The sequence below is a fragment of the Paenibacillus sp. GQ49 genome (genome assembly GCF_059759055.1).
On the sequence record NZ_JCAXEL010000010.1, the window covers coordinates 194985 to 211721 of the forward strand.

Annotated in this window: 15 protein-coding genes; 7 read left to right on the plus strand and 8 right to left on the minus strand. The window is 45.6% G+C overall.

Going from position 1 to position 16737, the window contains the following annotated elements:
* Window positions 1-75 precede the first annotated feature (75 nt).
* On the minus strand, window positions 76-2397 hold the full coding sequence (locus tag AC6CIF_RS18785) for a beta-L-arabinofuranosidase domain-containing protein (RefSeq protein WP_498201022.1): 2322 nt from the start codon (window positions 2395-2397) through the stop codon (window positions 76-78).
* A gap of 371 nt (window positions 2398-2768) precedes the next feature.
* Here AC6CIF_RS18785 and AC6CIF_RS18790 point away from each other — a divergent pair, with 371 nt between their 5' ends.
* Together AC6CIF_RS18790 and AC6CIF_RS18795 are read left to right on the plus strand one after the other, a co-directional pair.
* Complete coding sequence (locus AC6CIF_RS18790; protein WP_498201024.1) at window positions 2769-3533, plus strand: helix-turn-helix transcriptional regulator; 765 nt, start codon at window positions 2769-2771, stop codon at window positions 3531-3533.
* A 129-nt stretch (window positions 3534-3662) separates the two neighbouring features.
* Window positions 3663-4175: a GNAT family N-acetyltransferase gene (locus tag AC6CIF_RS18795; RefSeq protein WP_338591194.1), complete on the plus strand. Its 513-nt coding sequence runs from the start codon at window positions 3663-3665 to the stop codon at window positions 4173-4175.
* 134 nt (window positions 4176-4309) lie between these two features.
* On the opposite strand, the gene AC6CIF_RS18800 is transcribed toward AC6CIF_RS18795, so the two are convergent.
* Window positions 4310-5353 (minus strand): 2,3-butanediol dehydrogenase, encoded by a 1044-nt coding sequence (locus tag AC6CIF_RS18800; RefSeq protein WP_036672622.1) that lies wholly within the window; start codon window positions 5351-5353, stop codon window positions 4310-4312.
* A 116-nt stretch (window positions 5354-5469) separates the two neighbouring features.
* On the opposite strand from AC6CIF_RS18800, the gene AC6CIF_RS18805 reads away from it, so the two are divergent.
* Window positions 5470-6381, plus strand: a complete 912-nt coding sequence (locus tag AC6CIF_RS18805; RefSeq protein ID WP_498201027.1) for a LysR family transcriptional regulator — start codon at window positions 5470-5472, stop codon at window positions 6379-6381.
* Between the two features lie 114 nt (window positions 6382-6495).
* Here AC6CIF_RS18805 and AC6CIF_RS18810 read toward each other — a convergent pair whose 3' ends face one another.
* Window positions 6496-8250 carry a methyl-accepting chemotaxis protein gene (locus tag AC6CIF_RS18810; protein ID WP_498201029.1) on the minus strand — a complete coding sequence of 585 codons (1755 nt, stop codon included), beginning with the start codon at window positions 8248-8250 and terminating at the stop codon, window positions 6496-6498.
* A gap of 327 nt (window positions 8251-8577) precedes the next feature.
* Here AC6CIF_RS18810 and AC6CIF_RS18815 point away from each other — a divergent pair, with 327 nt between their 5' ends.
* Complete coding sequence (locus AC6CIF_RS18815) at window positions 8578-9207, plus strand: TetR/AcrR family transcriptional regulator (protein WP_498201030.1); 630 nt, start codon at window positions 8578-8580, stop codon at window positions 9205-9207.
* Window positions 9204-10178 (plus strand): alpha/beta hydrolase, encoded by a 975-nt coding sequence (locus tag AC6CIF_RS18820; RefSeq protein WP_498201032.1) that lies wholly within the window; start codon window positions 9204-9206, stop codon window positions 10176-10178. The genes AC6CIF_RS18815 and AC6CIF_RS18820 overlap by 4 nt, the downstream gene beginning before the upstream one ends.
* A 105-nt stretch (window positions 10179-10283) precedes the next feature.
* Here AC6CIF_RS18820 and AC6CIF_RS18825 read toward each other — a convergent pair whose 3' ends face one another.
* The 3 genes from AC6CIF_RS18825 to AC6CIF_RS18835 all read right to left on the minus strand — a co-directional run bounded on the left by AC6CIF_RS18825 (window position 10284) and on the right by AC6CIF_RS18835 (window position 12676).
* Complete coding sequence (locus AC6CIF_RS18825) at window positions 10284-11636, minus strand: amino acid permease (protein WP_498201034.1); 1353 nt, start codon at window positions 11634-11636, stop codon at window positions 10284-10286.
* Window positions 11637-11773: 137 nt separating this feature from the next.
* Complete coding sequence (locus tag AC6CIF_RS18830; protein ID WP_498201036.1) at window positions 11774-12055, minus strand: hypothetical protein; 282 nt, start codon at window positions 12053-12055, stop codon at window positions 11774-11776.
* 165 nt (window positions 12056-12220) lie between these two features.
* Entirely contained in the window at window positions 12221-12676 is a 456-nt protein-coding gene (locus tag AC6CIF_RS18835; protein ID WP_498201038.1) for a GNAT family N-acetyltransferase, read from the minus strand.
* Between the two features lie 255 nt (window positions 12677-12931).
* Here AC6CIF_RS18835 and AC6CIF_RS18840 point away from each other — a divergent pair, with 255 nt between their 5' ends.
* Together AC6CIF_RS18840 and AC6CIF_RS18845 are read left to right on the plus strand one after the other, a co-directional pair.
* Window positions 12932-13507: a GNAT family N-acetyltransferase gene (locus AC6CIF_RS18840; RefSeq protein WP_498201040.1), complete on the plus strand. Its 576-nt coding sequence runs from the start codon at window positions 12932-12934 to the stop codon at window positions 13505-13507.
* A complete protein-coding gene (locus AC6CIF_RS18845; protein WP_498201042.1) occupies window positions 13504-13851 on the plus strand; it encodes a DUF1801 domain-containing protein in 348 nt (115 codons plus the stop codon). Before AC6CIF_RS18840 ends, AC6CIF_RS18845 begins: the two co-directional genes overlap by 4 nt.
* Before the next feature lie 73 nt (window positions 13852-13924).
* On the opposite strand, the gene AC6CIF_RS18850 is transcribed toward AC6CIF_RS18845, so the two are convergent.
* Both AC6CIF_RS18850 and AC6CIF_RS18855 read right to left on the minus strand, forming a co-directional pair.
* The gene (locus AC6CIF_RS18850) at window positions 13925-15229 is read right to left on the minus strand and encodes a DUF1963 domain-containing protein (protein ID WP_498201043.1); all 1305 of its coding nucleotides are present in this window, start codon (window positions 15227-15229) and stop codon (window positions 13925-13927) included.
* 107 nt (window positions 15230-15336) lie between these two features.
* On the minus strand, window positions 15337-16515 hold the full coding sequence (locus tag AC6CIF_RS18855; protein ID WP_498201045.1) for an alanyl-tRNA editing protein: 1179 nt from the start codon (window positions 16513-16515) through the stop codon (window positions 15337-15339).
* Between the last annotated feature and the right edge of the window lie 222 nt (window positions 16516-16737).

Genomic DNA, 16737 nt, shown 5'->3' on the forward strand with positions numbered 1-16737 from the left:
CTCCTCTTCCAACTAACCGTATTTTTGTTTTCATTATAACATTGTGTTTTGCGCCTTTTCACACCATGCCTCTAATCACGAAAAGATGGATTCCGGTTTGCTTCGCGTGGTGCGTACCTCGACAACTTTCCCGGCACAGCCATTGTCTCCCTTCGCCTGGAACATTACCGTAACGCTGTCTTTGCCTGATGTAACAGTCTCAGGAATATCGTAGGTCACATAGAACACGTCGCCAATTTTATTCATGTGAATTCGCTGCTCACCAATGAGTGTTCCATCCACGGTAATGGCGAATTGTCTGTCATATAACGTACCTTCCCATCCAAACGTGGAATGATCTCCGCCCCAATAGGCCACACATAGATAATTGGATTCCGTTCGATCCACTGCCAGTTGGTAACTGAAGTAAGCCCCACTGACACCAAAAGCCTCTCGCCACATATGCAACTTCTTACGGCCATCTGTGGTGGAACCGTTGTGCTGCTCACCACGGCAGTTGCTATCCAGTTGATGTCCAATCTCATCCTGCTGACCGTCAGCCTGAACCCTGTCGATCGTGATATCGTTCAACTCTTTCTCCAGCGCATCCCCTTCATCGTTAAACGGCCAGTACACAGTATAAAATTCGTGATGCACATCATAGAACGGAATGAGCTTCACGGCTTCGCCTGTGGAAGTAACATCTTTGCTAAGTTCAAATGTTAACGTATCTGCATCCACAACCTTGATCCACTCTCGCACATCCTCCTGCTCCGTCCAGATCACAGGTACAGGTGCAGTCTTGGGATTTAGCGCTGTTTCGTCCACAATCGTATCCTCGGGAAGGCCCTCGTTTCCTAGTGCACCAGCGAGTACTATTGGGCCGTACAGGAATGCCACTTTGTGAGCATCATCCCGGGAAGTATACTGGCGGAGTGACATCGGCAGTGTGATTGTGATGACATCGCCCGTTGTCCATGTGCGGTCGATGGAGAGATAGCCGGGTTCCATCCGTGTATACGGATGTTCCGTATCCCCATTAACTGTTGCCGTCATTGGCTGTTGCAGCCATGAGGGCACACGTAATCTTAGATGAGCCGAGGCGTTGCCTCCGGTGATCGTCAGGGTTACCTTTTCCGAATAAGGAAAGTCGGTTTCAAGCTTCAGGGATAATCCCTGTGACGCCCAATCCAATTGGGAAGCGATATACAGGTTGACGTACAGGTCCTGTTCATCCTCAAAATAAATCGCCTCGGCATATTTGCCCGGGTTCTCCATGCCTGATCCTGTGCAGCACCACCAAGCGGTATCGTGAGTACCATAGATTTTGTAGTGGCCTTGCAGCGTTGATGCAAAATACGTTTTGTTCCCTGTATCGGGGTCCTGCGTGCCAAGGATGTGATTATAGATGGCGTTTTCATAATAGTCCATGTAGGCGCTATCGTGATTCCAGGAGAAAAGTTGCTTGGTAAGGTGCAACATGTTGTGAGTACAACAGCTCTCTCCTGTTTTGATGCCAAGACTCTCCATACCCTTTGCTTCGTAATGCTCCGAAATGCTCGTCGCACCAAATACATAAGAACGATGATGCACCGTGGTGTTCCAGAAAAACTCTGCCGCTGTCCGATAACTCTCATAAGTATGGTCCTGATTGTAGATTTCGGCTGCACCGATCACTTTGGGAATCTGAGTATTGGCGTGTTTGCCTTGAAGATCGTCCTGCTTGTGCTCCAAGGGTCTCAGGATCAATTGATGGGTGAACTTGTTAGCGATCTCAAGATATAAGGCTTTGCCCGTAATCCCATACAAGTGTGCAAATACTTCATTCATGCCCCCGTGTTCACTTTGAAGCATCGTCTGCATCTGTTCTTCTGTCATCGGGAGCAAACCTTCTACCGCCCAGTCTGCAAATCGAGTAACCACCTCAAGTGCCTGTCCGTTGCCAGTGAGTTTATACGCATCAATCAGGCCGCGATAGATTTTGTGCACACTATACCAGGGAACCCAGTATTCACCGATATTGAATCCACCGATATTCTCTGCTCGAAAAGCCATGTGGAAAGGTTCCTCGGACAAACCACCGATATACCCGCTCCCCGTGGTCTGCTGGATTCTCGCCAGTTCGGTAACCGCATAATCCAGTCTTTCTTTTAACGTGATATTCCCGGTTGCCTGATACGTCACAGCCAGGGCAGACAGATAATGTCCGAGGGAATGTCCACTGATGGTACGTGCCTCCCAACCCGCGTAGCGCTCTTTTCGGGCAGGTAAATCATGAGCTTCGAAGCACGGAGCCAGGAATCGATCCATATCCAGCGATAACAGGTAACGCTCCCCCACCTCTTGTGATGTTTGGAACACACCATTTAACAGATCTACATGTTCCGGTCCCAGAAATCCTTTTTTCGTATCAATCATGACACTCACTCCTTCTCGGGATGTACTACATAAGTTGAACTAAAGATTATTTACACTGACACTACGATGACAGAATAACCTTCCAATCGCTGTTATCCCCAGATTTTTTTGATCCCCTTTCTCAAGGGAAAATCCAGGGATAAAGGCGAACGCTCCGCTTTTTCAGGTTTTTTCTGTCCTCTCCGTTATCATGTAAATGATTAGTTCAACTTATATAGATATCCTTTCATTTTAGAGGGGTAAAATCCGTTTTATTAGCTACAAGACTAATACTCGTCAATCTACTGTATAGCTTGAATATCCCCATAGTATCAAATAAAATAAAATTACATCAGACTCATAATCCAAGAAAAGGTGGATAAATCCGTCCTATGCAAAAGCCACTGGAACATTACCTGTGCGGCAAGTTCATATCCGAAGGCAACTGGAGCCACATGCGCCGCAGCATGCCTGTTCACGAGATCATTTTGATGCTGGAAGGTGAGATGTACATCGCGGAAGAAGAGGAACAATATGTAGTTCGTGCCAACGATCTGTTGTTTCTGCGCGCCGGTCGCACCCATTACGGCTACCAGATCAGCGACGCACCCGTCAGTTTCTACTGGGTTCACTATGATGCCATCCAGCCAGAATTCGACCGGTTTAGGACACATGCCACCATTCAGGTACCTTCCATGGCCAATCAGTTATTCAAGCAGCTACTGCATGTGTCATCCTTCTCATCGGAGGAAGCCAACGCTGCACTGCTATTGTTGTTCAAAGAACTGGAGCGGAATATCGAGGCCGATTATCGCCCGCACAATGCGATTGTGGACCATATCTGCAAGTGGGTAGATATTCATCTGCATACGAACATTACGGTGAGTCAGATTGCGGAGACTTTTAATTTTAACAAAGACTATATTTCCAAAATGGTGAAACGCGAGAAAGGTACTGGACTCAAAACCTATATCCTCACCGAACGTATTCGACGGGCAAAACAGTTGCTGCTGAACACCAATGCCAGTGTAAAAGAAATTGCCGGACAGTGCGGCTTCTCCGACTACAAGCTGTTCCTGCGCATGTTCAAACAATACGAAGGCAATACGCCAACCGAATATCGCAATCATCTGTATTCCACACAGCTCAATCGTTGATGCGCTATGATCTATAGAAATGACTGAGTTACCTATAGAAAATTTGAATGAAGCGGATTGAATCCGTTATGGTAAAATGCAAGAAAACTACATTCCATACTTAACCCATAAGAGAAGGGGAATTATAAGATGACAACGGCTGCCGTTACGATTCACCCTGCCACAGAAGCAGACCATCCAGAGATTGTAGATATCCTTGTTGCAAGTTATGCCGAGTATCGGGAGACTTTTGAGCAAAATGAACGATGGGAGGCCTACCTAAAAGATATTAGAGAGTCTGTGGTTAATCCGTACCTGACACAATTATGGATCGCGAAGATTGATGATCAAATTGTTGGTACAGTCCAATTATTTGAAACAGCGCGCAAGGCTTATCCAAACTTTGAATTGCCAATCGATTATCCGTTTATTCGGCTGTTGGGTGTTGATCCAAAATGGAGAGGTCACGGGATTGCCAGAGTATTGCTCCAGCAATGCGTAGATTCTGCCAAAGAAATGGGCAAAAATACGGTGTATTTATATACAGGCGGTCAGATGGTCAATGCCATCCGTTTATATGAGCGTTTCGGATTTACAGAGGATGAGGAATTCAGCTCCGAGAGTAGCGGGGGCAAGGCAATATGTTACCGTTATGATTCCTAGTGGAGGTTAACAGCAACACGGGATCTGCGAACAGAGAATGAAACGTAAAACAGACCGATCATCCTCATGAACGGTCTGTTTTACGTTTATAAATGATCAATTAGCATTTGAAATGACACTTCGCTATTGATTTTTTAACCGCCAATCTCCACCAAAATCTTCGCATGGCTCTTGTCGCTCATTAACAGCTCAAGCCCTTCCTGCACGATATCGTCCAGTTTGATTTTCTTGGTGATGACCTGTTTCACATCGAGCGACCCTTCAGCAATCAGTGAAATCACTTCAGGGAAAATGTGGCGATATGCCAGCGTTGCCGTTAGATTCGCTTCTTTGACCAGAAGATCGAAGAAGTTCACTTGAAGCGGATTTGGAATCGCTGCGATGACAACAACTTCTCCGCCTTTTTTGACAACCGCAATGGCGCTATCCATCGTTGGTTGTACACCTGCTGCTTCATAAGCCACATCAATACCGCCCGATTGTTGCAAGATCACCTCTGTTGCATTGACTTTGGCACTGTTCACCGGAATGGCTCCCAGTTTGGCTGCCAGGTCCAGACGTTCCTCAAATACATCGACTGCATAGATTTCAGAGGCTCCTGCTGCTTTGGCAGACAGAATGGTCAATAATCCAATTGGACCTGCTCCATATACGGCTACTTTGTTCCCCACTTTCAGCTTGCTGTGACGAACCGCGTGAAAGGCTACGGCTGTAGGCTCTACAAGCGCACCTTCTTCGAAAGTTACGTTATCCGGGATGGGATGAACCATGTATGCTTCAACAACAACATGCTCTGCAAAACCACCATCACCATTCAGTCCAACGAATCCAAATTGAGTACATTGGTTATAGCGACCCTGGATACAGTACTCACATTTCCCACAATGGTACAACGGCTCTACCACAACTCGATCCCCTACACTGATACCGCTTACATTACTCCCCAATTCACTTACAGTTCCTGCAAATTCATGACCCAATGTCAACGGTGCTTTCTGTCCTGAGAGCGGATGATTCTCGCCTTCTTGAATTCCTACACCATGATGATAGGCATGCAAGTCACTGCCGCAGATCCCTGCATATTCCACTTTGATTTTGACTTGACCCGCTTGAGCAACCGGAACCTCCCGCTCTTCCACACGCACGTCTTTATGGGCATACCATACTGCTGCTTTCATGAAGTTCATCCCCTTTGTATGATTGTCTATATATTATATCGCTGTTCATGTATTATTCATATTTATAGATACTAATGTTAACATTAGTTGTATTAATGCTAAACGGAGATGAAATCATGAATCTGGAACAGCTCGAATATGTCGTTGAAATTGCAAAGACGCAATCATTCTCCGCCGCCTCGGAGCATCTGCATGTCACACAATCGGCGATCAGCCAATCGGTTCATCGTCTGGAGAAAGAATTGGGTATCCTCCTGTTCGAACGCTCACGGCAGGGAACTCATCCCACTCCCGAAGGCAAACAATTCATTGCCAAGGCACTGGACATTTTACAGCGGATTGATGAATTGAAATCGCTGAACGCCGAAGCCTCCTCTCTTAGCGGAGAGCTTCATGTGGCTACTTTTCCAAGTGTCATGCCCTATCTTGTCCAGTCTGCTGCAGATATGAAGCGTGAGCACCCGCAACTTAACATCTCCATTGAAGAGAAAGGGTCCATGGAAATTATCGAGGATATTCGCAATAACAAAACCCATCTGGGCTTTATCGCGATCTACGCCAAACAATTGCGGGAATTCGATGGACTTCATTTCAGTCCCATGTACTCGGGCAAGCTGGTAGTTGGTACTCATCACCTGTCTGAACTTGCCAAGCACAACCGCGTATCACCGGATCAATTAAAAGAACACAAACTGGCACTCTATCGAGATGGTTTCATCGAAGACTTCATCAAGGAATTCACCTATGATCATGGACCTCTGTCCATTCTGTTCAAAACAAATAATTCAGAAGCGATCAATATGGTATTAAGAAACGATATTGCCGCTACGATTGGTCACGACTTTTCCTTTCACCAAAATCCATTATGGAAAGAAGGTCTGGTGAAGATGGTTGAGATCGCTGGAATCGATCAACCGAAAATGCAAATTGGCTTTGTGCAGACAGAATCCAAGGAGTGCGCCGTAGCCGCAGAACGATTCGCCCAACGCTTCAGACAGGCGATAGAGCTAGATCATTTAAAAGTTTAAATTTAAAAAAGTGCTCCACCCTTTGAAGGAAGTTTGGGATGAACACCAACTTCTCCAAGAGCGGAACACTTTTCTGACTATCTCTTGCGTTACTTTTACTACATCTAACTCAAACTATACTTTCACTTTACGTACGGCTTCACTCATCTCGTTCGTCTGCTGCTCCAGCATTGTGGAGGTCTGCGCCACCCTGTTGAACATGGCCGACTGTTCACGCATCAAGCGATAGATTTCATCCGAATGATCCGACACCCCGGCTGAGATCTGCGAGATCGTATTGACGGAGGCTGCAGCCTCTTCCGATCCCGCCGAGATTTCCTCTGCCGCAGCGGAGACCTCCTGAATGCGACGGGTCACCAGTTGGAACGCATCAACTACATGAGCGAAAGCTTGCTCCGCTTCTGCGGTAATTGTAACCCCTTGTCCAATCTCCTGTGCGGTAAGCCCCATCTGTGAGCCAATCTGTTGTGATTCTTGTTGAATGCGAAGCAACAAGTCGGAGATCCGTTCCATGGATGTGCTTGAGGCCTCAGCAAGCTTCCGAACTTCATCCGCCACAACCGCAAAACCTTTCCCATGTTCTCCTGCATGTGCTGCCTCTATGGATGCATTAAGCGCAAGCAGCTTCGTCTGACTCGCAAAATCACGAACCGTATGCAGGGCACCACCAATTTCCTGGGAGTAATTGTTCAGCACCTGAACCATCGCTACAACTTCACTTGAGACATTTGAGATGCTCTCCATCTGTGTTTTCATCAGTGTCATGCTCTGTTTACCGCACTCCGCCGTAGAAAGCGCACTTGTTGCTGCATCCGATACAATCATCGAGGATTCGGAAATATCCGTTATGCCTTTTGCAATCTCTTCCATCGCGTGCGCGCTATCGCTTGCACCCTGCTTCTGCGTATGTGCACCCTGCCTAATCTGTTCGACAGATTGATCAACCGTCTTGCCCATCTCAAGCATCTCTTCGGTACTGCGATTAAATTCCTTCGTTGATTCCGATAAAATATCTGTGGTTACTGCTACACCTTCAACCATGTTACTCACAATTTTATTCAAGTTCCCGGACATATGTATCATCGCTTGATATGTTGTTCCAATCTCATCTTGGCTGCGCAAATGATACGACGTCAAAATTTGATTCGCTTCTGCAAGCTCACCCTGTGCCATTTTTTCCACACTCGCCTTCAGCGGTTGAAGTGGTCGCAGTCCTCTTACGATAAACCACGTGACAACAGCAATGCCTATAAGTGTAATCAGTAGCAATAAGGCATAGAAGGGAATACTCGATTTCATTATATCTGACTCAATGCTTCCGATTACCGATACCGCCGTATCGATACCAATTACACCTGTTACAGCACCGTTACTATCCAGCATGGGAGCGTAAGAGGAAATATAGTCGCCGTACTCCTCATTATTAATAATTGAAGAACTGGCTGTTTGCCCCTGCAACAGCTTCTGCACAGCTTCCTGAGGGACATCCGTAACTTCATTAATCGGTGAGGCTTTATCTGCATCCTTCATACCATCCACCATAATAAGTGGCGTACCTTTATCATCTATTTTGACGAAATACACATACATTGCACCAATGCTTACGCGAAAGTCATCCAGTTCATCACGAATCTTCAAGAATTCGTCATTCTCCTTGGGGTCCTTGGCAAACTCAGCATAAGATGCCGTATCCAGCTGATTCACATAACTCTGAGCAATCTGGATGTTGTAACTCGAAATGGCCTCCTGCGCAGCTAGTTTCATATTGGCCACCTGTAACAGCATGCTTCCCACGGCTATAATCGTAATGACCAGTGTGACTACTGCAACAATGCGCACAACCAAACGTTTTCTAAAAAAACCAATCATCCGCTCCTCTTCCTCTCCCGTGAACCCAAGCCTTTTTGACTAGGCGCTACCCAAAAAACGCATGCTTGAAGCACTATGTATGGGAAAATAGTAAACGAATATGTCGAATTAGGCAAGAAAATATTGGGTTTACATAAAAACGCTATCATGACTGTGGTAACTTTGTTGGATGCAATAAAAAAACTCCAATGCAAGCATCAGAGTATGTTCAAAGATTAGTGCAACTGAATGAATAACTTACTATTGCCATAAAGAATTAATTCAGATATATTATTAATTAATTGATCAGTTAATTAATTAAATTGAAATGATGAAAGGAGAATTCATTTGGCCAGACCGATTAATGAGGAAAAGAGACTCGAGCGGCGTAAACGAATCCTAAAAGAAGCCGTGATCCTTTTTGCCGAAAGTGGATATTCCAATACCACAACGGCTATTATCGCAAAAACTGCAGGAGTAACTTCCGGAACCATCTTTCAATACTTCCCAAGCAAAGAAGCTCTGTTCCATGCCGCTGTACTTGAACCGCTTGATGATATTCAGAAGAAATCACTTGCTTCTCTACAACAAAAAGGAACACCAGGTACGTTGATTAAAAACATGGTAGAAGAACAATTCAGTCATATTTACTTCTATACCAATGAGTTGCGACTCGCTCAATCTGTCTTGGGGCAACGAACCAGATTCCCCGAACTTACACAGAAGGTCCTTGAAAGCATAAAAATAATGACCGATACGATTGAAGCTGTCTATGCAAAGGGGCAATCCATGGGGGAGTTCAACAAAAGTTTCTCTCCAGCAATGATCTCTCGGAGCTATATCTCTTTTTTGAATGGAGTAGCCTTGACTCTCGGGGAAGACATTCTGCATCATCCTGAGTGGGAGAATCTGAAGGGACATGCCTTTTATCTGTTTGCACCAATACAACATGCTGAAACACTGGAGGAATCTGAATGAGTCAACCATCTTTACCACCCGTTCTGACATTTAAAGGTCGTATGGAGAAACACAAGAAACTGTTATGGGGCCTGGGGATTGCACTTGTGCTTATTGTGGCTCTTGTATTCTTTGTATCCTATAAAGTAGTAGACACGTTATTACACCATCCACGAGATACCAATGTCAGCTACGAGTTGAATATGGAGAAAACACCTTACGAAGAAGTCGAATTCAAGAGTTTGAAAAATGATAATACGATTCGTGGAACTTTCTTTCCAGCGAGTATATCTTCAGGCACAGCAAGTAACAAAACAATTATTATCGTACATGGGTATACGAGTAATCGTTTAGTCAAAGGGCGTACTCCCAAGTTGGTAGAGCATTTCGTCCCAAAGGGATATAACGTACTGGCCTTTGATCTCAGCTCACAGGGTAAGTCCGATGGAGATTTGATTACGCTGGGTCTACATGAGAAATACGATTTACTTGGGGCTGTAGACTATCTAAAATCCAGAGATCGTGCGGGAGACCATATTGGAGTTATCGGCTTCTCTATGGGGGCTGCTACTTCTCTACTGGCCACAAGTGAAAGTGATGATATCCAGGCTGTAATTGCAGATAGTCCATTTCGTAATGCCGGTTTATTTCTGAGAGAGGGCCTGCCATTCTTCTCAGGTTTACCTGCATTCCCTTTCAGTTATACATCGACATGGATGGCGGATTGGGTCTTTAACGTTGATCTTGATTCCGTATCACCTATGGACGCGGTTAAAAAGATGCAAGACAAGCCCGTTATGCTCATTCACGGTACCGGGGATCAGCAAATAAGTTATAAAAATACAGAAAAGATCTATGAGTCCTTAAAAAATAATCCCAATGCAGAAGTATGGTATCCTCAAAATACGGAACACATTGATGCGATTAATCATTATCCAACTGATTATTTCCAAAGAGTAGATCGCTTTATGGATAAGTATGTAGGACAATAAAATGAAAATACCAAAAGATTATTAACACAAAGAACATCCCGGCTCGAATACCAACGCCGGGATGTTCTTTGTTACGTATTATCTCACATTTATATATTACAAATACTACACTGTTCGTCCATTCGTCTTCCTGAATCGAATCAGGGACCAGATAATCAACAACGCGAGCACGGCAAGACAGATGCTAATGCTGAACCGATTACCTTCATCAAACACAAACATTACCGCAATCACACTCATACAGAGCACCACGAATCCGGTCACATAAGGGAATCCCCATACTTTGAACGACGGTTGTACGGGATATCTCTTCCGCAGCTTGAGCTGTGATGAGGCAATACAGATCCATACGAGCATCACCACAAACCCCGGAACCGCAAGCAAGACACGGAATAGTTGATCCTGCGCGAACAGGCCAAGCATGGAACCTGCGAGCAAGACTACTGCGCAGACCAACAATGTGTTAACCGGACTACCGTTGCGATTCGTCTGTGACAATGCCTTCGGCGCTTCACCGCCCACAGCCATGGAGTGCATCATCCGGGAGGCACCGTAGATGCCCGAATTCGCTGCAGACAGAACTGCTGTCACCAAAATAAAGTTCATAATGTGTGCAGCCCCTGGTAGTCCCGTTGAGGCGAGCACCTGTACAAACGGACTGCTCTCCGGCCCAATCTCATTCCATGGGATGAGACCACAGATGATGAGAATTGGCAAGGTGAAAAACAGAATAATTCTGAGCATGAAATTGCCCACGATTTTGGGCATCACTTTTTCTGCATTTTCCGTCTCGGTCAGGGTCAGACCAATCAGCTCCGATCCCCCATAAGAGAACATGACCACAAGCAGTGCCGAGAAGATCGATGACCATCCGTTCGGGAAGAACCCGCCTGCTTGCGTGTAATTTTGCAGATAAGGGGTGTTATCACTTGGAATAATGCCAAAGATCAACCCTGCACCCAGAAAAATAAAAATAATGATCATGGCGATTTTGATCCCGGCCAGCCAAAATTCAAATTCCCCGAACACACCCACACTGAGCAGATTAACCAGTATAATGAACGCTGCACAAGCCAGACTCAGCATCCACAGCGGTACTTCACTGAACCAATACTGCAAAAAGCTCCCGGCGGCAATCACCTCAATGACACACACCGATAACCATAGAAAGCAGTACATCCATCCCATAACAAATGACACTCTGCTACCGAATGCTTCTTGTACGAAGTCTTTCATATTTTTGTTCTTGTACACCGTAGCCATCTCCGCCATCGCGGCCATAACAACCAGCAGCAATAATCCGGCAAAAATGTACGTGACGATCACGCCCGGACCTGCGAGTCCAATCGTCTCTGCGCTGCCTTTGAAAATCCCTGTTCCAATGACACCACCCATAGCCATAAAACTGATGTGTCTTGGTTTAAGCTTCTTCTGTAGTGTTCCTTCTGTCTGAGCCAATTCAAGTCCTCCTGATGTAAAAAACGTCTGTAATGCTGTCTTGTTTCATAGACATAATGTCCAGTATACCCTATTGTCCATCAATCAGCCCAGAAGTTCCTTATGGCCAATTCATCCCAAGCATATATGGACATAACCTATGTTTTATACCCCACAATGGCACGAAGCAATCTGTGTACAATCCAGGTTAGCAAAATGTACCCTGCCCCATAGATGAACCAAGCGTCCAGGTTGCCTCTCCATGTGGACAGATCACTCGCGATATACAATAAAGGCAGCATAAAAGAGATTATCATCGCTCCCCAAAGTCTAAACCATTTGGCAAAAAAACTGCACACTCCAAGCACTACAGCAATGATGGGACATAACACCAAGACAGCAAACAGCGGATTCATATGATCAAACCACCAGTAAACCATGCACGACTCCCTCCGCATTCTTCGTAACAAAGCCGAGTTGCTTTATTACTGTATTATTGAGTTTATTCTACTCTTTTTCCAACTTTTAAAATGTACGATATGTTGCAAAATAAAAAAACCAGCATCCTGTATAAAACAGAAATCCGGTTTCTCATGTAGATCACTTTAGATTTTTTTCGTCATAAACGTGCTGTTCGGGTCCAATATATAATCTGCAAATGGTTCGCAATATTCGAATCCGAAGTCTTCGTACAACTTCCGTGCCGGGATAAACGAATCCATTGAGCCCGTCTCCAGACTGATTCGCTTATAACCACGGTCTGTGGCAACCTTCATAATATGAGCCAAAATTTTTCTCGCTACGCCTTTTCTCAGATGAGCCGAAGCGGTACGCATCGATTTCAACTCTGCATGCTCTGGATCAAGTTCTTTGATGGCCCCGCAACCGAGCAAGTCATCCCCTTCCCAAGCACACCAGAAAGTAATCTCGGGCTTCTTGAGTCCATCCAGATTCAACGCATGAATACTCTCTGGAGGCGAATCTGCCGCCATCCCTTGCAAGTGCTCCGCAATTAAAGCCTTAACTTGGACTCCACTCAAATCATCCACTTTGATCTGCAAAACGTACCACTCCTGCCGTCATTTTTAGTGTACTTATCACTGAATATATATCAATCCTTTCATCTTACTACCGTGTTAGGTTTTATGACAAGAGGCTACTTATATCCACTGAAATACGCTATTGTGATTCACCTATAATTTCCAGTATGATGAGGCTATCAGATGCCAAAGGGGCGAGGTCTATTGCAAAATATACATAGAGTTAAACGTGGAACTAAGGTGAAGCAAGCTTAACTTATTTTAAAGGAGAACCCTATGACACTAACAACGGATAACCTGTTTTATAGCACACGATTAAAGATGACTCCCCCACGTGCTGAAGACGTGCAGACCATGCTGCAATGGAACGAAGACCCCGAGTACCTTCGGAATGTGGATACTGATCTGGCCATTCCCTATTCAGAGAAACAGTTGGAAGATGAGGGTGAAACGAAAAACAAGGAAGTTTACTTCAGACTACGCACGCATGAAGAGGATATGCTGATTGGTTTTGTCGTCATTCATAGCATTGAATGGAACAACCGCTGCGGACAGCTTGCCATTGGCATCGGACTTGCCAAACATCGCAACAAGGGATATGGCACGGAAGCGTTGAATCTTATTTTACGATATGCGTTCCATGAGATGAATCTGGACCGAGTTGGCCTTGATGTCATCGCCTACAATGCCAAAGCAATCCGTTCCTATGAGAAGGTTGGTTTTCAGTTGGAAGGTCGAGCACGCTCAGCTGTATATCGTGATGGTAAGCGTTATGACCGCTTGATGATGGGAATCCTAAGACCAGAATGGGAAACACACAATCAGATCCATACGGAGGGTGAACAAGCATGACCAAGACTGCAGAAGTTACTGCGTTTATTGAACAGATTCAGATCCCCTGGCAAATACAAGTCGCTGAACAATTGCGCCAGTTGGTGCATGATACCATCCCTGATGTAGAAGAACGCGTGCAATACAAGAAACCTCATTTTTTAAAAAACGGAAAGTATGCTGCGGTCATCTCGCCATCCAAACAAGCCATGTCTTTCACCATCTTCCATGCAACCGGACTCGATCTCCCCGATGGGATATTTGAAGGCCCGGAAGAACGCAAAACGATCAAACTCAAGGAAAAAGATACGCCGGACTATGAATGGTTGGCGGGATTGCTGAAGCAGGCATCTGCAGAATTGTAGGAAAATCTGACGTATATTAAAAAGGCATCCCATGAAGTTCAAGAACTTACGGGATGCCTCATTGCTTCCACCATCAAGATTGCTGGTACGATACGGCGGTCATCTGGCAAGGCTCACATATGAACATGTAATACATACCCTCACCATATTCCTCAACCTCGCCCCAATCCAGTTGTGCGACAGCCTTCATTCTCGTGGAACAGCGTGGACATGTTGGGTACTCCGCATCTTGAACCCATCCCGGATGGCCGCCGACCTGAGATAGCGATGGCTCCATCGCCCACTCACTGGCATGGAATGCATGACGCGATGCATTCGCAATCCGAAACTGCCGGCCAACATCCGCTGCAAGTTTACCATAGTCGTCCAGGTCAATCTCGTCCATTCCCATAGGCATGACATTATGTGAACTCCATAACGGTTCCCCTGCCGCGTCCAGCTCCATGTAAACCACACCGTAACTGCTGCATATCATGCAAGTTTGTATCTGAAGTTGCTGGGCATGCCAAGACACGTCCTTCAGAGCGGGATGTTTAACATCCAGACTAATTAAGATGGTTAACGCATTGCCACACCATGGACAGCCATTGTTGCTAGGGTTCAACATCGAGAGTGAATCTCCGGTTAACTCCACGTTAGGTCCTTCATATTCTTTTACTTTATAGAGTGAATAACTTGGGGTGATGAATAATTCCCTGCGCTGCCCGTCTTTTGTAAGCTCCCAACCAGCTTCAGTGGTGTAATGCTCAGGTGCCACGTACAATTCGCTCGCCCAAGATGGAGGAGATTGTCTCCACTGCCGGAACTGCTGCACAACAACGTCATCTCCGATATGGGCCAGCATAAGCAATATGTGGTTCCGATTCTCATCATCGGTGTTCACCTGCTGCAAGAGACGACCACGAACTTCACCCGAGGCACTTTTATACAAAATGGCAGGATAATAGATCTCCTGTTCCAGCAGCTCAGGAATTTCGGCAGTCAACGATATATCATGGTAGCAGACCAGATATACCAGAATGTCTTTGCCCGTATTTTCATCACCTGTACGAATCCGTTGCATCGCATAATCCTTCATCTGATCTTGTTGCTCTACAGACAAAGATAGATATACCTGTTCCTCGGATTGTTCATAGGGTGTATAACGAATTAGTGGATCGCGAACCTGAGGTTTGTGCATGATTTTCAAAATTTCGACCGGGTCTGTGATACCTGCATACAAGTTCACATCACGTCGATTTGCTTCAATGTATCTCTGGCGCTCCTCGCGTTCCATCTCCTGTTTGCAAGGCATGCAATAACCACCCGTTTTCGCCGCTGTTGCTGGTAAAATGGTATTTGTACACCCTTCCCGTATACACGGAATTCGTTCTGTCATATTCCAACCTCCTTCAACTATTGGCAATGGAAAACACGCCACAATGTGACGTGCTTGTCCCTTACTCATATTTCAATACCTGCGTGTCTCATAAAGGAAAATGCGAATCAGTGATGTCCCAATTGGTCCTTGGTGAATTCATAAAAGGCGAGCGCATCTTCACTGCTGGCAAAGCCTGCTTGAGCCATCTTTTCACTGCCTCCACCTTTACCCTGGTATGCTCCAAGATTACCTTTGAAGAAAGGTCCACAAGCCCATTCAGGCGGCTGGCCGTTCTGTGCCAGAACTACTTTGGCCTCTGAGATACTGGCAAAGAGTACAAGCCCCTCATGGTCTGCCGTCAGCTTGGTAGCAAGACTCTGCATATCCTTGAGCGATTTGTCTTCAAAGACCTGAGCAATTACCAGCCCTTGCCGAGCGGCCAGAAGTTCCTCCGCATAATAGGCATCATTGGTTGTTTTCACTGCATTCAGCTCGGTTTGTAGCTGTTTTTGCTCCAGTTCCATTTTCTCAATACGTTCCAATAATTCGTCCTTGCTGGTCTTTAATTTAACCATGATGCTATTGAGCACGTTTTGTGTAGCTGTAAATTCACTCAGGGCTCTTGTTCCACATTTGAAATAAATGCGGGTGCCGCCCTTCACTTTTTCAGTTTTCAACAGTTTGACGATGCCGATCTCACCTGTCGCCGACACATGGGTTCCGCCGCAGGCGTTATACTCCACACCCTCGATCTCAACGATGCGAATGTCCTCCGTTACCGTAGGCTGCTTCACCAGTGGTAATTGTGCAGCCTCTTCTGCTGTAACCCAGGACGTGTTGATGCGAGCGTTACGATAGATCTGACGATTCACTTCTTGTTCAATGGCGGTTAATTGATTCGCTCCCAGTTCAGCCGCAGCCACATCAATCGTGTCATACTCCGTTCCAAGATGGAAACTGAGCGTCATCGCTTCAGTAAGCTTTAGCGTGATTGCCGATAACAGATGCTGTCCCGTATGCTGCTGCATATGATCGAATCTTCGCTCCCAATCAATCTCACATTGTACCTCGTTCTGTTCAGGGGCGCGTTCCAGCTTATGCCATACTTCACCATCTTCGATGTTCACATCCAAAACAGTGATGCCACCAATTTGCCCCAGATCACAAGGTTGTCCGCCTCCATGCGGGTAAAAAGCAGTCTCCGCCAGCGTGACATATACACCATCTTCCTTGTCCACTTTGCCTGTAATTGTTGTATGCCACTCTCTTGTATAAGCAGAGTCATAATAGATTTTTTGAGTCATTAAATCATCCCATTCCCTTCTCGTTCAAATGGTATTTTATCGATCTGCACCTAACCTTCAGATTACACTATCTGGAACTGCTAATCCAATTTCTAGGCACACGAGATTGATCCTTCATGTCAAAGAAGACCGCTCTGTAGGCCAAGCTACAAAACGGTCTCCTTACTTATATCCACGTTTAGTGTAATGTCGTTTTTCATCATTAATTAATAATTCTTTTTT

What these genes read in the sequence shown, in the direction of transcription:
- AC6CIF_RS18805 (WP_498201027.1), top strand. Translation starts at nt 5,470, where the DNA reads ATGAATCTGGAACAGCTCGAATATGTCGTTGAAATTGCAAAGACGCAA.
- AC6CIF_RS18810 (WP_498201029.1), bottom strand. Translation starts at nt 8,250, where the DNA reads ATGATTGGTTTTTTTAGAAAACGTTTGGTTGTGCGCATTGTTGCAGTA.
- AC6CIF_RS18820 (WP_498201032.1), top strand. Translation starts at nt 9,204, where the DNA reads ATGAGTCAACCATCTTTACCACCCGTTCTGACATTTAAAGGTCGTATG.
- AC6CIF_RS18850 (WP_498201043.1), bottom strand. Translation starts at nt 15,229, where the DNA reads ATGACAGAACGAATTCCGTGTATACGGGAAGGGTGTACAAATACCATT.
- AC6CIF_RS18845 (WP_498201042.1), top strand. Translation starts at nt 13,504, where the DNA reads ATGACCAAGACTGCAGAAGTTACTGCGTTTATTGAACAGATTCAGATC.
- AC6CIF_RS18785 (WP_498201022.1), bottom strand. Translation starts at nt 2,397, where the DNA reads ATGATTGATACGAAAAAAGGATTTCTGGGACCGGAACATGTAGATCTG.
- AC6CIF_RS18790 (WP_498201024.1), top strand. Translation starts at nt 2,769, where the DNA reads ATGCAAAAGCCACTGGAACATTACCTGTGCGGCAAGTTCATATCCGAA.
- AC6CIF_RS18800 (WP_036672622.1), bottom strand. Translation starts at nt 5,353, where the DNA reads ATGAAAGCAGCAGTATGGTATGCCCATAAAGACGTGCGTGTGGAAGAG.
- AC6CIF_RS18840 (WP_498201040.1), top strand. Translation starts at nt 12,932, where the DNA reads ATGACACTAACAACGGATAACCTGTTTTATAGCACACGATTAAAGATG.
- AC6CIF_RS18855 (WP_498201045.1), bottom strand. Translation starts at nt 16,515, where the DNA reads ATGACTCAAAAAATCTATTATGACTCTGCTTATACAAGAGAGTGGCAT.
- AC6CIF_RS18830 (WP_498201036.1), bottom strand. Translation starts at nt 12,055, where the DNA reads ATGGTTTACTGGTGGTTTGATCATATGAATCCGCTGTTTGCTGTCTTG.
- AC6CIF_RS18795 (WP_338591194.1), top strand. Translation starts at nt 3,663, where the DNA reads ATGACAACGGCTGCCGTTACGATTCACCCTGCCACAGAAGCAGACCAT.